The following is a 13,865-nucleotide window of genomic DNA, read 5'->3' as shown; positions in this document are numbered from 1 at the left end:
CAGCAAGTACCACGACGCGCACAGATGTCAGATTACCTTCCTGTTCCCCGAGAAGATTTCCTCCAGACACCTTCGCGCAGCGTGGTAAACGCCAGCTATCTGCTGATGGCCGGCACCTTGCTGCTGGTCATGTGGCAAGGCCTGCTGCCCGGCCTGCTGAGCGTCTGCGTGGGCTTCATGCTCACGCGCGCCCTCGCCCGGCTGCTGGCCCGGATGCAGCGCCGCAAAATCCGCGGCTATCTGCCCCATTGGGCGCAAGTCGTCGCCGCCGCGGTGGTCATGCTCGCACCGCTGGCACTGCTGACCACGGCCCTGCCCCATACGCGCGGCTACATCGTCGAAGCCCCGCAACAATACAAAGAGCTGCTCGACTATCTTGCACGCACCGTGCTCGAGCTGCGCCACAAGCTGCCGGCCGACATCGCGAGCCAGTTGCCTGACGGCGCGCGCGAAATCCAGACCATGATTGCCTCGTACCTGGGCGCCAAGGCCGGCGTGCTGGCGATCGCCGGCCGCGCCTGGCTTTCGGGCCTGCTGCACGCCTATGTGGGCCTGCTGATCGGCGCGCTCGCCGCCGTGCGCCACATTCCCTTCAAACGTCCGCCGCTGGTCGATGCGCTGTATAGCCGCATCACGCTGTTCGGCGAAGCTTTCGGTCAGATCGTCGCCGCGCAGTTTTGGATCGCCGCGTTCAACACGCTGCTCACGGCCTTCTTCCTGCTGCTGATACTGCCTTACTGGGATCTGGCCCTGCCCTATACGCCCGCGCTGATCACGCTGACCTTTGTCGCCGGCCTGATTCCCATCGTCGGCAATCTGCTGTGCAACGCGGTCATCACGCTGGTGGGCCTGTCGGTGTCGCCCGTGGCCGCCGCCGCCTGCTTGGGCTTTCTGATCCTGATCCACAAGGCCGAGTACGTGATCAACGCCAAGGTCGTGGGCCGGCGCACGCACATGGGCGTGTGGGAACTGCTGTCGGTGATGTTTGTCGCCGAATCGGTGTTCGGCCCCGCGGGCCTGGTGGCCGCGCCGCTGTTCTACGCCTACCTCAAGAAAGAGCTGGAAGCGCGCAAGCTCGTATAACCGGCACTCAGCCTTTGAGTACGGCCAGGCGGTTGGCGATCAGGCCCGCATCGGGCCGGTCGCCCGCATGCAATAGATAAGTCTCCCAATCGGCCACCGCTTCGCGCGTGCGGCCCTGCTCGGCCAGCACCGCGCCCCGGTCGCGGTATTCGGCCCAGTCGTCGGGCAGCAGCACGATCAGGCGATCGAGCGTTGCCGTGAGCAGCGCCCACTGGCTCTGGGCAAAGTAGATTTCCTTGAGATTGCGCAGCAGGCGCTCGAGAATGTCGCGCGCCGTCGCGGCCTGCAGGTGCAGACCCAGCGGAATGGTGTCTTCGCGCCGCCCGCGCCCCAGCCCGAACGGCTCCAGGCGCTGTGCCAGTTCCTGCGCGGAAAACGAGGTGCCCGTGAGCGGGTCCATGACCACCTGGCCTTCAGGCAATCCGACCTTGAGCAGAAAATGGCCGGGAAACCCTATGCCCGCGGCCTGCAGCCCCGCCGTCTGGGCGAGCTCGAGCCAGACCAGGGCCAGGCTCACGGGAATGCCGCGGCGCGTGGCCAGCACCACGGGGATATAGCTGTTCTCGGGCGCGTAGTAGTTGTTGACGTTGCCGCCAAAACCCATTTCGCCAAAGAAGAAATGATTGAGTACCTTGAGCCGCTGCAGCGGCGTATGCACGCCGACCAGATGGCGTGCGAGCCGCACCTGCATCTGGTCGATATCCGCGAGCACGGCCTGGATATCGAGTTCGGGGAATTCGTCTTGCGCAATACAGACGGCCGCCTCCATCAGAGGCAAATGCTCGTCGCTTTGCACCAGGGTGGCAAAGTATTGCAGGGAAGAAGGCGCATCAAAACGCAGTGACATGCTGTCCTTGTACGACCAGGCGCCGACGAGCGCAAGAGGGAAGGCCGTCGGCACTTTATCTGCCGACGACCGCGACCTGCCTACCTTATAACCAAAAACCGATTCATCTCTTATCTGTGCAGCAACTGCCGCAGCTTCAGCCCCGAGGCCCACAGCGCACCGAAATACAGCAGCGCCGATGCCGAGAGGATCAGCGCCAGCCAGCCCATGCGCTGCAGCCCATGTTCCTTGAGGGCTATCCAGTCGAGCGCCTGCGCGCTCCAGCCGAGCAACACGGACAGCAGCACGCTGGCCGCAAGCACCTGCAGCACCAGCTTACCCCATCCCGGCCGAGGGACATAGGTGCCGCGGCGCAACAAGACCACCAACAGCCAGGCGGCATTGACCAGCGCCGCAATGCCGATGGACAGCGCCAGCCCGGTGTGGGCCAGCCAGGGTACGAAAGCCAGATTGAGCAACTGGGTGATGACCAGCACCACCACGGCGATCTTCACCGGCGTGCGGATGTCCTGGCTCGCGTAGTACGCGGGCGCGAGCACCTTGATCGCGACCAGTCCCACGAGACCGGCGCCATAGCCGGCCAGCGCCAGCGCGATCTTGCCGACATCGCGGTCGGTCAGCGCACCGCGGTGAAACAGCGTGGCCACGAGCGGCTCGGCAAACACCAGCAGGGCCACGGCGCAGGGCACGGAAAGCACGACCACCAGGCGCAGACCCCAGTCGAGCATGGCCGAATAGCGCTCGGCGTCGGCCGCGGCCTTGGCGGCGGCCAGCTGTGGGGTCAGCACCACGCCCAGCGCCACGCCCAGCAAGGCCGTGGGAAATTCCATCAGCCGGTCGGCATAGAACAGCCAGGACACGCTGCCGGGCGCGAGATAGGACGCAATCTGCGTATTGATCATCAGCGAGATCTGCGCCACGCCCACGCCCAGCAGCGCCGGCGCCATCAGCGACAGAATGCGGCGCACGCCCGCGTCCTGCCATGCGGCGCGCACCGCGCTCCAGCGCAGGCCTATGCGCGGCAGCAGGCCCAGCCGGCGCAGCGCGGGCAGTTGCACCGCCAGCTGCAGCACGCCACCCAGCATCACGCCGGCCGCCATCGCATAAATGGGCTCGATGCCATGCGCGGCAAAGCGCGGCGCGCCAACCAACGCCGCGCCTATCATGCTCACGTTGAGCAACACCGGCGTGGCCGCGGGCACCACGAAACGCTTCCAGGTATTGAGCACGCCGGCCGACAGCGCGACCAGCGACATGAAGCCGATATACGGGAACATCCAGCGCGTCATCAGCACGGCGGCGTCATAGCTCGCGCCGTTTTGCTGCAGCCCGCTGGCCAGCAGCCAGACCAGCAGCGGCGCGCCCAGCACGCCCAGCACGCAGGTCAGCACCAGCGCCCAGGTGAGCACGGTCGCCACATTGGCAATCAATATGCGCGTCGCCTCTTCGCCCTCCTTCGCCTTGGTCGCGGCCAGCACCGGCACAAAGGCCTGGCTGAACGCCCCTTCGGCGAACAGGCGCCGGAACAGGTTGGGAATGCGGAAGGCGACGTTGAAAGCGTCGGTCAGCGCGTTGGCGCCGAACATGGAGGCCATGAGCAGGTCGCGCAGCAGTCCGGTGACCCGGGAAGCGAGCGTGAGCAGCGAGACGGTGGAGGCGGCTTTGAGCAGTGACACCCGGGCAGTGTATGCGCTGCGCGGGCTTCAAGCCCGCACTTCCCTGAAGGCTGCAACAAGTGATACAATCGCCGGCTTCGCTGACATCATCCTCAGACACTAGGAATTTGAATCATGGCATCTGCTAAACCCAAGAAAAAGAACCCCCGCCTGGCCTCCGGCCGCAAGCGCGCTCGTCAAAACGTTGTACTGAACGCTGCGAACACTTCGCTGCGCTCGAAGTACCGCACCGCTGTCAAGAACGTCGAAAAGGCTGTTCTGGCTGGCGACAAGACCAAGGCATCCGAACTGTTTGCCAAGGCACAATCCGTGCTGGATACCATTGCCGACAAGGGTATCTTCCACAAGAACAAGGCTGCTCGCGATAAGAGCCGTCTGTCCGCCAAGGTCAAGGCCCTGGCACTGGCCGCCTAATCCACAATTAGGCAATCGCACGGATGGCGCAAGCCATCTGCCGTTTGTAACGGGTGCGCTGTTAGCGAACGTAAAGACCGCCTTAGGGCGGTTTTTTCGTTGTGGAAATGGCCCCCACGCTCCCCCACTGCGTGTGGGTCGCTGCCCCCCAAGGGGGCCCTCGCCGCCTTGGGGCGGCCCGGCGGCGGCTCGACTCGCCCACCGCAGACGCCCTGCTCAACCGTACGGCGCCTCCTGCGTCGCTCACCACTAACGAGGTTGACCCATTCGCCCTGAGCTTATCGAAGGGTGAACGTCCTGCCCTCAAAAACGCACAAAAAAGCCGGCATAAAGCCGGCCTGGTCGGATACCTGGGCAGCGCGACTAGGCCTTGCGCGGCGGGTCTGGCAGCAGGCAGGCTTCGGCGATCTGCAGGTCGTTGTCCTTGGCGAAGTTGATCACGAAATCCCAGGCCATGGGCTCGTGCTCGCGCAGGTCGGCATGCAGCACCACGCACTTCGTGCCGTTGAGCGTCGTGGGAATGCACCAGGGCGAATAGCTCAGATGGCTGCCGGAATAGGCTCCCCCGGGGCGGAACTGGCTCATGACGCCGGCCAGGCGTTCTGCCCAGTCGCTGGGCCTAAAGGTTTTTCCATCCCGGGTCGTGCCCTGGATGAACAGTTCTTGTGAGTTGGGGGAAACCATCGATATCGTTGTGCAAAGTGATGTGACCACAGCGGGATCACCGCCGACAGGTCAATGGAAGATTCTAACTCTTATACAAGAGTTAGGCTAAGCAACCGAGCGGTCCATGGGCTCATTGCACGGCTGTAATGCGTATTCCTCAATTTTCATCCTGCCCGGTCCATCTAAAATTGTAGTTCGCTCAACCCCGGGCGTGGACGCAATGTCCATGCCACCCCTGCATTCTTGGGAGATTTTTGCAATGACCGCTTTCATTGAGGCTGCCTCGCCCCACGTGATGAACACCTATGGCCGCGTCCCGATCGCTCTGGAACGAGGCCAAGGCTGCCGCGTCTGGGACGTGAATGGCAAGGAATACCTCGATGCGCTCGGCGGTATTGCCGTGAACACGCTGGGCCACAACCACCCGCGTCTGGTGCCCGCGCTGCAGAAGCAGCTGACCCAGCTGATCCACACGTCGAACTACTACCATGTGCCCGGCCAGGAAACGCTGGCCAAGCTGCTGGTCGAGCGCTCGGCAATGACCAATGTGTTCTTCTGCAACACCGGCCTCGAAGCCAACGAAGCCGCGATCAAGATCGCGCGCAAGTTCGGCGTCGACCAGGGCATTGCCCGTCCCGAAATCGTGGTCTATGACCATGCGTTCCACGGCCGCTCGATCGCCACCATGACCGCCACCGGCAATCCCAAGGTGCGCGAAGGCTTCGGCCCGCTGCTCGAAGGCTTCATCCGCGTCGCACCCAACGACTACGAAGGCCTGCTGGCCGCGACCGAAGGCAATGCCAACATCACGGCCGTGATGATGGAGCCCATCCAGGGCGAAGGCGGCCTGCACCCGATGCGCGTCGAATACCTCAAGCAGGTGCGCGCGCTGTGCGATGAGCGCGGCTGGCTGCTGATTCTTGACGAAGTGCAGGCCGGCATGGGCCGCACCGGCAAGTGGTTCGCCTACCAGTGGGCCGACATCGTGCCCGATGTGATGACGCTGGCCAAGGGCCTGGGCTCGGGCGTGCCCATCGGCGCCGTCGTCGCCCATGGCAAGGCCGCCGAGGTGCTCAAGCCTGGCAACCACGGCTCGACCTTCGGCGGTAACCCGCTGGCCATGTGCGCGGGCATTGAAACCATTCGCATCATGGAAGACGACGGCCTGCTCGCGCACACCGCGAGCGTGGGCGAATACCTGCGCGCCGCGCTGCGCACGCAGCTGGGCGCGCTCGAAGGCGTGGTCGACATCCGCGGCCAGGGCCTGATGATTGGCATAGAGCTGAACAAGCCCTGCGGCCAACTGATCGGCCAGGCCGCGCAAGCCGGCCTGCTGCTGAGCGTCACCGCCGACACCGTGATCCGTCTCGTGCCGCCGCTGATCCTGACCGAGGCCGAAGCCGACGAAATCGTGGCCAAACTGCTGCCGTTGGTGCAAGCTGTGCTGGCTGCCTAAACTGCAAGGAATGAAGACGTATGAAGCATTACCTCCAATTCAGTGATTTCACCGCCGAGGAATACGCTTATCTGTTCGAACGTGCCGCGCTGATCAAGAAGAAATTCAAGAACTACGAAAAGCACCATACGCTGGGCGACCGCACGCTGGCCATGATCTTCGAGAAGGCCAGCACGCGCACGCGCGTGAGCTTCGAGGCCGGCATGTACCAGCTCGGCGGCTCGGTCGTGCATCTGACTTCGGGCGACAGCCAGCTGGGCCGCTCCGAGCCCATAGAAGACAGCGCGCGCGTCATCAGCCGCATGACCGATCTGGTCATGATCCGCACGTTCGGCCAGGAGCGCATCGCGCGCTTTGCCGAGTTCTCGCGCGTTCCGGTCATCAACGGCCTGACCAACGAGTTCCACCCCTGCCAGATCCTCGCCGACATCTTCACCTTCATCGAGCACCGCGGCTCGATCCAGGGCAAGACCGTGGCCTGGGTCGGCGACGGCAACAACATGGCCAACACCTGGCTGCAAGCGGCCGACCTGCTGGGCTTCAAGGTGCACCTGAGCACGCCCGGCGGCTATGAAGTCGACGAGCAGCTGGCGTTCAACGGCAAGGCCGCGAACCCCGGCAGCTACGCGGTGTTCAAGGACCCTCTTGAAGCCTGCGCCGGCGCCGATCTGGTCACGACCGACGTCTGGACCAGCATGGGCTACGAAGCCGAGAACGAAGCGCGCAAGAAGGCCTTTGCCGACTGGTGCGTGGACGCCGAAATGATGGCCGCGGCGCGCGCCGACGCGCTGTTCATGCACTGCCTGCCCGTGCACCGCGGCGAGGAAGTCGAAGCCGAAGTCATCGACGGCCCGCAGTCCGTGGTCTGGGAAGAAGCCGAGAACCGCATGCATGTGCAGAAGGCGCTGATGGAATATCTGCTGCTGGGCAAACAGATAGGCTGATTCGAAGTTGGCCTTTCATCCTTCGACAGGCTCGGGACGAACGTATAAGACCGTTCGCATCGGGCCTGTCGAAGTGCGTTTCAGGGCACGCATTTTTCCCGCAGTCCCTCAGAAAGCTTCCGGCCATGGCCACCTTTGAAGAAATCCAGCAACGCGAGACCGGCCTACAGCAGCACCTGAGCGGCGCGCAGATCGTGATGATCGCGATTGGCGGCGCCATAGGCACGGGCCTGTTCATGGGCAGCGCGTTCGCGATCGGCTTTGCCGGCCCCAGCGTGCTGCTGAGCTATGCGATAGGCGCGCTGATCGCGCTGCTGCTCATGGGCTGCCTGGCTGAGATGACCGTCGCCCACCCCACATCGGGCTCGTTCGGCGCCTATGCCGAACACTACATCGCGCCCTGGGCCGGCTTTCTCGTACGCTACGCCTACTGGGCCGCCGTGGTGCTGGCCGTGGGCATGGAAGTCACGGCCGTGGGCCTCTACATGGGCTACTGGTTTCCCGACTCGCCGCGCTGGCTCTGGGTCGCGGTGTTCTCGGCGGCGCTGGTCGCGGTGAACGCTTCCAGCGTCAAGGCCTTCGGCCAGGTCGAATACGTTTTTTCGATGATCAAGATCGTCGCCATCGTGGCCTTCATCTTGATCGGCGCCTATGTGGTGTTCGGCGCGCAGCGGCCCGACATCGGCTTTCACCATTACACCGCCCAGGGCGGCTTCTTTCCCAACGGCCTGTGGGGCACCTGGGTCGGCGTGATCGTCGCGATCTTCAGCTATCTGAGCCTCGAGGCGATCGCCGTCGCCGCGGGCGAAGCCCAGGACCCGCAAAAAGCCATCACCAGCGCGTTTCGCACCACGGTGCTGCGGCTGGTGCTGTTCTATCTGCTGACGCTGGCCTTGATGCTGGCCATCGTGCCCTGGCACGCGGCCGGCACCGACAAGAGCCCGTTCGTGCAGGTGATGGAAATCATAGGCATTCCCGGCGCCGCGCATGTGCTGAACTTCGTGGTGCTGGTCGCCGCGCTGTCGGCGATGAACAGCCAGCTGTATGTGACGTCGCGCATGATGTTCAGCCTGTCGCGCGGCGGCTATGCGCCCCAGGCGCTGGGCCATCTCAATGCGCGCGGCGTGCCCACGCGGGCGATTGCCGTATCGTGCGCAGGCATTGGCGTGGCCATGGTGCTCAATGTCTGGCAGCCCGAGAAGTCGCTGGTCTGGATGATGTCGATCGCCATGTTCGGCGCGATGTTCACCTGGTTCATGGTGTTCGTCACCCACCTGTTCTTCCGCGCGCGCTGGAAAGCCGAAGGCAGCGCGCCGCTGGCGTTTCGCATGTGGGGCTTCCCGGTGCTGACGCTGCTGGGCGCGGCGCTGATGCTGGGCGTGCTGGTCACGACCTACTTCACCGAAGAATTCCACCTGACGCTGCTGACCGGCGTGCCGTTCCTGGGCGTGCTGCTGCTGGTCTACGCGGTCTGGTTTCGCCGCCGTCTACTGCCTGTGCGCTGACAGCGGCGCGCGGCCAGCGGTTTACAGTTGAATGACCATGCCACAGCAACTCTGGGATATCTCCCCCCCGATCCACGACGCGAGCCCGGTGTTCCCGGGCGACACGCGCTATAGCCAGCAATGGTGCGCGACGATCTCGCCGCAGTGCCCGGTCAATGTCAGCGCCATCACGCTGTCGCCGCATGTCGGCGCGCATGCCGATGCGCCGCTGCATTACGCGCCCGACGGCGCGGCCATAGGCGCGGTCGATCTCGACACCTTTCTCGGCCCCTGCCGCGTGATCCACGCGATTGCGCGCGGCCCGCTGCTGCTGTGGGAGCACCTCGCGCACGCGATCACGCCCGATTTGCCGGCGCGCGTTCTGGTGCGCACCTACGCGCAGGCGCCCACGGGCTGGGACGGCGATCTCGCGGCCTATGCGCCCGAGACCGTGGAGCGGCTCGCGGATCTTGGCGTGCGGCTGATAGGCATAGACACCGCGAGCATCGATCCGGCCAGCAGCAAGACGCTGGACAGCCACCAGGTGATTCGCCGGCGCGGCCTGCGCGTGCTCGAGAATCTGGTGCTCGACGCCGTGCCCGAAGGCGACTACGAACTCATCGCGCTGCCGCTCAAGCTGACGCAAGCCGATGCCTCGCCGGTACGCGCCGTGCTGCGCGCGCTGGCGCCAAACAATTGATGGAGACAAGCGACCTATGACAATCACTTTGCAAGACTGCCGCGAACGCGACGCCCAGGACCCGCTGCGCGCTTTGCGCGATCACTTCACCCTGCCCGCGGGCCAGATCTATCTCGACGGCAATTCGCTGGGCGTGGCGCCCACCGCCGCCGCGGCACGCGTGGCACAGGTGGTGCAGCAGGAATGGGCACAGGACTTGATCACCTCGTGGAACAAGGCCGGCTGGGTCGATCTGCCGCTGCGCCTGGGCAACCAGTTCGCGCCCTGGCTGGGCGCGCACGCCGATGAAGTGGTGTTCACCGACACCACGTCGATCAACCTGTTCAAGGTGCTCACCGCCGCGGCGCGCATCGCGGCCGAAGACGGTCCGGCGCGCAGGAAGCTGCTGACCGAGCGCAGCAACTTTCCCACCGATCTCTACATCGCCGAGTCGATCTGCGCCCAGCATGGACTGCAGTTGGTGCTGCTCGAGCCCGAGGAAATCCTGCACGCGCTCGACGACGATGCGGCCATCCTGCTGCTGACCCACGTGAACTACCGCACGGGCGCGATGCACGACATGGCGAAGATCACGGCAGCGGCCCATGCACGCCGCATCCTTTGCGTCTGGGACCTGTGCCACAGCGCGGGCGCTGTGCCCATCGATCTGCACGCGGCCGATGCCGACTTCGCCGTAGGCTGCGGCTACAAATACCTCAACGGCGGCCCGGGCGCGCCGGCCTTTGTCTGGGCCCACCCGCGCGTCGTGAATCGCTGCGCGCAGCCGCTCGCGGGCTGGTTCGGCCATGCGGCGCCGTTCCAGTTCACGCCCCACTACACGCCGGCCGAAGGCATTCGCCGCTATCTGTGCGGCACCCAGCCCATCCTCAGCCTGTCGGCGCTGCAATGCGGGCTCGACGTGTTCAGCGCCAGCGAAGCGCTGGGCGGCATGGAGGCGCTGCGCGCCAAGTCGCTGGCCCTGACCGACCTGTTCATCGCCCTGGTCGAATCGCGCTGCGCGGGCCATGGGCTGGAACTGGCGACGCCGCGCGCGCATGAAAAGCGCGGCTCGCAGGTGTGCCTGGCGCGCGCCGAAGGCCTGGGAGTGAATGGAGTGGGCAGCGGCGCCTACGCCATCGTCCAGGCGCTGATCGCGCGCGGCGTGATCGGCGACTTCCGCCAGGGCGACGGCGGCGTGGGCGTGCACAAGGACATCCTGCGCTTTGGCTTCACGCCGCTGTATGTCGGTTTCGAGGACGTATGGAATGCGGTGGAGCATCTGCGCCAGGTGCTGGAAACCGGAGAATGGCACGAGCCCCGTTTCCACCAGCGCAACGCAGTGACCTAGTTCATTCAGGCATTGACCGCCTGCATCGCCCACAGGTGCGCGCCCACGAGCGCGCGCCAGGGCGCGAACGGCGCGAGCCAGGCCTGGGCGCGCGGCTGGTCCACATCGGCCTGCAGCAGCCGCGCAATGCCATGGCGCACGACCACATCGCCGTGCAACGAGCCGTCGAGCCAACCGAAACCGCGCAGCAGCGTATAGCTGACCGTCCACGGTCCTATGCCCTTGATCGCCAGCAAGGCCTGGGTTATCTGCTCGGCCGGCAGCTGCGGCGCGGCCGCCCAGGCGTCCAGCGGCAAGGCGCCCGATTGCACGCCCTCGGACACCGCCAGCAGGCTTTGCGCCTTGGACTGCGACAGGCCCGCGGCGCGCAGGCGTTCCAGGCCCAGCGCCAGCACCTGGTCGGCATGCGGATGACAATACAGCCCGCTGGCATGGCGCAGATCGGTCGCGAGAATCAAACGCCGGCGCAGCGATACGGCGGCAGCGACGCTGATCTGCTGGCCCATGATGGCCCAGGCCAGCGCCTCGAACGGCGTGCCCGCGATCGGCACGCGCAGGCCTGATTGCTTTTGCAGCACCGGGCCCAGCAGCGCGTGGTCGGCAAACTGCGCCTCGAATGCCGTGACATCCTGCGCCAGGCCCAGCATGCGTTGCACCAGCGGCAGGATTTCCGCGGCCGCCTGCGCCATCCGCTGCGGGTCGCTGTCGGCCATCTGCCACAGCACCTTGGCCTGACCCGGCGCGAAATCGATCTGCAGACAGACCGGCTCGCCGCGCCACCAGAAACCTTTGCGCAGCGTATCGGGCCCGACCTGCTCGGCCAGCGCCTCCCGGTCGCGCGCATGGAAGGCCAGGATGTCGCTGGCGCGGAAATTCAGCGGCAAGGGCACATGCCATGGCGCTGATGTCTCGGGAACGTGAACCATGCGTAGCTTCCAGAAAAAAGTGCCTGGCGGGAAAGCCATGGCGCCGCCCGCTGCGCGCGCGGCCTATGATGTGATCGACTGTTTATTGTCCCGCCTCCATGACCGCACCCACCCCACCCCTCGCCCCCGAAGCCATCGTGCAGCAAGAGCGCGCACAGCTCGACTTCAGCCAGAGCATGAGCTATGGCGACTACCTGCAGCTCGACCAGATCCTCACGGCGCAAAAGCCGCTGTCGCCCGATCACAACGAGATGCTGTTCATCGTCCAGCACCAGACCAGCGAACTGTGGATGAAGCTGATGCTGCACGAGCTGCGCGCCGCGATCACCCATGTAGCGAACGACGAACTGCCCAAGGCATTCAAGATGCTGGCGCGCGTCTCGCGCATCATGGAGCAGTTGGTCCATGCCTGGGACGTGCTGGCGACGATGACGCCGCCCGAGTACAGCGCGATCCGCCCATACCTCGCGCAGTCCAGCGGCTTTCAGAGCTACCAATACCGCTGCATCGAATTCTCGCTGGGCAACAAGAACGCTGCCATGCTCAAGCCGCATGCCCACCGGCCCGAACTGCTGGCCGAAGTCGAAGCCGCCTACCGCGCGCCCTCGCTCTACGACGAAGCCCTGCGCCTGCTTGCGCGCCGCGGCATTGCCGTGCCGGCCAGCCACCTCGAACGCGACTGGACCCAGCCCTACGCCGCCGATGACGGCGTCGAGCAGGCCTGGCTCGCGGTCTATCGCGACCCCACGACCCACTGGGACCTGTACCAGCTCGGCGAAGAACTCACCGACCTCGAAGACGCGTTCCGGCTCTGGCGTTTCCGCCATGTGACCACGGTCGAACGCGTGATCGGCTTCAAGCGCGGCACGGGCGGCACCGGCGGCGTGAGCTATCTGCGCAAGATGCTCGACGTGGTGCTGTTCCCCGAAATCTGGACGCTGCGCACCGCGCTCTGAATGCCCGCCCCTGGGTTTTTCCTAGGGCCCCCAGCGCCGCTGGCGACACATACCGCCGCCGCCAGAGGCTAGGCTAGGCCATGAGGAAAATTGCGCCGTGAACCCGCCCCAGACATCGACCCTGCCCCCCGCCGCTGGCGCGCACGACGCTGGCGCCCCATCTCAACTGTCTTCGCGCGCGGCCTGGGCCATGCTGCTGGCGCTGATCAGCGGCTTCGCGCTGAGCCAGGCCTATCGCACGGTCACCGCGATCATCGCCGTCGCGCTGCAAGCCGACTTCGGCCTGTCGCCCTCGTCGCTGGGCCTGTTCGCCGGCCTGTTCGCGCTGACTTTCGGCGCGGTGCAGCTGTTCATGGGCGTGGGCATCGATCTCTACGGCCTGCGCCGCACGGTGCTCGTCGCCGCGCCGCTGAGCGTGCTGGGCGCCGCCCTTTCGGCCTGGTCGCCCAGCTACGGCTGGCTGCTCGCCGGCCAGGCATTGATAGGACTGGGCTGCGCGCCGGCCTTCCTGGCCTGCACGGTGTTCATCGCGCGCCACTTCGCGGCCTCGCAGTTCGCCGCCGTCTCGGGCATGAGCCTGGGGCTGGGCGGCATAGGCATGCTGTTCACGGGCTCGCCGCTGGCCTGGCTGGTCGAGCAATATGGCTGGCGCAGCGGCTTTGCGACGCTGGGTCTGCTGTCGGTGCTGTCGTGGCTGCTGATTGCCTGGAAAGTGCATGAGCCCGCGCAAGACGCCAGCGCCGCGCCACGCCAGAGCTGGCTCGCGGCGACGCGCGAATTCGGCGTACTGATGACCCAACCCTACAGCTGGGGCATTCTGGCCATGGCGCTGGTGACCTATGCATCCTTTCTGACGCTGCGCGGTCTCTGGCTCGGGCCCCTGCTGATGGAGCGCCAGGGCTGGTCGCTGGTCGCCAGCGGCCACCTGGCTTTGGTGGTGTCGCTGATCTCGCTGGTGAGCCCCGGGCTTTTCGGCCGTCTGGACCCGGGCCCGCTGCGCCGGCGCCGCTGGCTGGTCACCACGACGTCGATCACCGCACTGCTTTACGCGGCGCTGGGATTGCTGCACACCGGCTGGCTCAACGTGGTGCTGATCATCGTGATCGTCACCGTGTCGGGCGGCGCGGTGCTGCAGTACGCCCATGTGCGCTCGTCCTACCCGCCCGAAGCCACGGGCCGGGCGATGGCGCTGCTCACCATGGCCATGTTCCTCGGCGCCGCGCTGATGCAATGGCTCACGGGACTGATGGCCTCCTGGGCGACGCACCACGGCCTCGACCCGTTTGCCGCGGTGATGCTGGGCATTGCGGCGCTGCTGTGCCTGGGCGCGACCGCGTTCCAGACTCTGCCTGTTTCACCGAGGTTGCGCCAGCAGGTCTAGCTGGT

General features: G+C 65.6%; 13 protein-coding genes. 9 read left to right on the top strand and 4 right to left on the bottom strand.

All coding sequences use genetic code 11. The features are described 5' to 3' along the window. Positions 1-24 precede the first annotated feature (24 nt). Positions 25-1,083: an AI-2E family transporter gene (locus tag KHY18_RS10570; RefSeq protein WP_213299102.1), complete on the top strand. Its 1,059-nt coding sequence runs from the start codon at positions 25-27 to the stop codon at positions 1,081-1,083. A 7-nt stretch (positions 1,084-1,090) separates the two neighbouring features. On the opposite strand, the gene KHY18_RS10565 is transcribed toward KHY18_RS10570, so the two are convergent. Then, entirely contained in the window at positions 1,091-1,930 is an 840-nt protein-coding gene (locus tag KHY18_RS10565; protein ID WP_213299099.1) for a SirB1 family protein, read from the bottom strand. 110 nt (positions 1,931-2,040) lie between these two features. Beyond that, positions 2,041-3,606 carry a murein biosynthesis integral membrane protein MurJ gene (gene murJ / locus KHY18_RS10560; RefSeq protein WP_213299098.1) on the bottom strand — a complete coding sequence of 522 codons (1,566 nt, stop codon included), beginning with the start codon at positions 3,604-3,606 and terminating at the stop codon, positions 2,041-2,043. Between the two features lie 114 nt (positions 3,607-3,720). On the opposite strand from murJ, the gene rpsT reads away from it, so the two are divergent. Continuing rightward, on the top strand, positions 3,721-4,020 hold the full coding sequence (gene rpsT / locus KHY18_RS10555; protein WP_159917413.1) for a 30S ribosomal protein S20: 300 nt from the start codon (positions 3,721-3,723) through the stop codon (positions 4,018-4,020). 363 nt (positions 4,021-4,383) lie between these two features. Here the strand turns inward: rpsT and KHY18_RS10550 are convergent, their stop codons facing one another. Next, the gene (locus KHY18_RS10550; protein WP_213299096.1) at positions 4,384-4,704 is read right to left on the bottom strand and encodes a DUF3579 domain-containing protein; all 321 of its coding nucleotides are present in this window, start codon (positions 4,702-4,704) and stop codon (positions 4,384-4,386) included. Positions 4,705-4,945: 241 nt separating this feature from the next. Here KHY18_RS10550 and KHY18_RS10545 point away from each other — a divergent pair, with 241 nt between their 5' ends. The 5 genes from KHY18_RS10545 (at position 4,946) to kynU (ending at position 10,597) form a co-directional block, all read left to right on the top strand. Continuing rightward, positions 4,946-6,142 (top strand): aspartate aminotransferase family protein, encoded by a 1,197-nt coding sequence (locus tag KHY18_RS10545; RefSeq protein WP_213299093.1) that lies wholly within the window; start codon positions 4,946-4,948, stop codon positions 6,140-6,142. Positions 6,143-6,162: 20 nt separating this feature from the next. After that, positions 6,163-7,086 (top strand): ornithine carbamoyltransferase, encoded by a 924-nt coding sequence (argF, locus tag KHY18_RS10540; protein ID WP_213299090.1) that lies wholly within the window; start codon positions 6,163-6,165, stop codon positions 7,084-7,086. 125 nt (positions 7,087-7,211) lie between these two features. Continuing rightward, on the top strand, positions 7,212-8,591 hold the full coding sequence (locus KHY18_RS10535; RefSeq protein WP_213299087.1) for an amino acid permease: 1,380 nt from the start codon (positions 7,212-7,214) through the stop codon (positions 8,589-8,591). Between the two features lie 37 nt (positions 8,592-8,628). Next, positions 8,629-9,270 (top strand): arylformamidase, encoded by a 642-nt coding sequence (gene kynB / locus KHY18_RS10530; protein ID WP_283771308.1) that lies wholly within the window; start codon positions 8,629-8,631, stop codon positions 9,268-9,270. Positions 9,271-9,286: 16 nt separating this feature from the next. Further along, positions 9,287-10,597, top strand: a complete 1,311-nt coding sequence (gene kynU / locus KHY18_RS10525) for a kynureninase (RefSeq protein WP_213299081.1) — start codon at positions 9,287-9,289, stop codon at positions 10,595-10,597. 5 nt (positions 10,598-10,602) lie between these two features. Here kynU and KHY18_RS10520 read toward each other — a convergent pair whose 3' ends face one another. Continuing rightward, a complete protein-coding gene (locus tag KHY18_RS10520; protein WP_213299078.1) occupies positions 10,603-11,523 on the bottom strand; it encodes a DNA-3-methyladenine glycosylase family protein in 921 nt (306 codons plus the stop codon). Positions 11,524-11,621: 98 nt separating this feature from the next. Here KHY18_RS10520 and kynA point away from each other — a divergent pair, with 98 nt between their 5' ends. Then, a complete protein-coding gene (gene kynA, locus KHY18_RS10515) occupies positions 11,622-12,479 on the top strand; it encodes a tryptophan 2,3-dioxygenase (protein ID WP_213299075.1) in 858 nt (285 codons plus the stop codon). 97 nt (positions 12,480-12,576) lie between these two features. Then, a complete protein-coding gene (locus KHY18_RS10510; protein ID WP_502768680.1) occupies positions 12,577-13,860 on the top strand; it encodes an MFS transporter in 1,284 nt (427 codons plus the stop codon). Positions 13,861-13,865: the final 5 nt, after the last annotated feature.

Origin of the sequence: Acidovorax sp. CCYZU-2555, from assembly GCF_018413525.1 — a bacterium.
Taxonomy (GTDB): Bacteria; Pseudomonadota; Gammaproteobacteria; order Burkholderiales; family Burkholderiaceae_C; genus Comamonas.
Note: the sequence above shows the minus strand (reverse complement) of the source record. Positions and strands in the feature narration are given on the sequence as shown.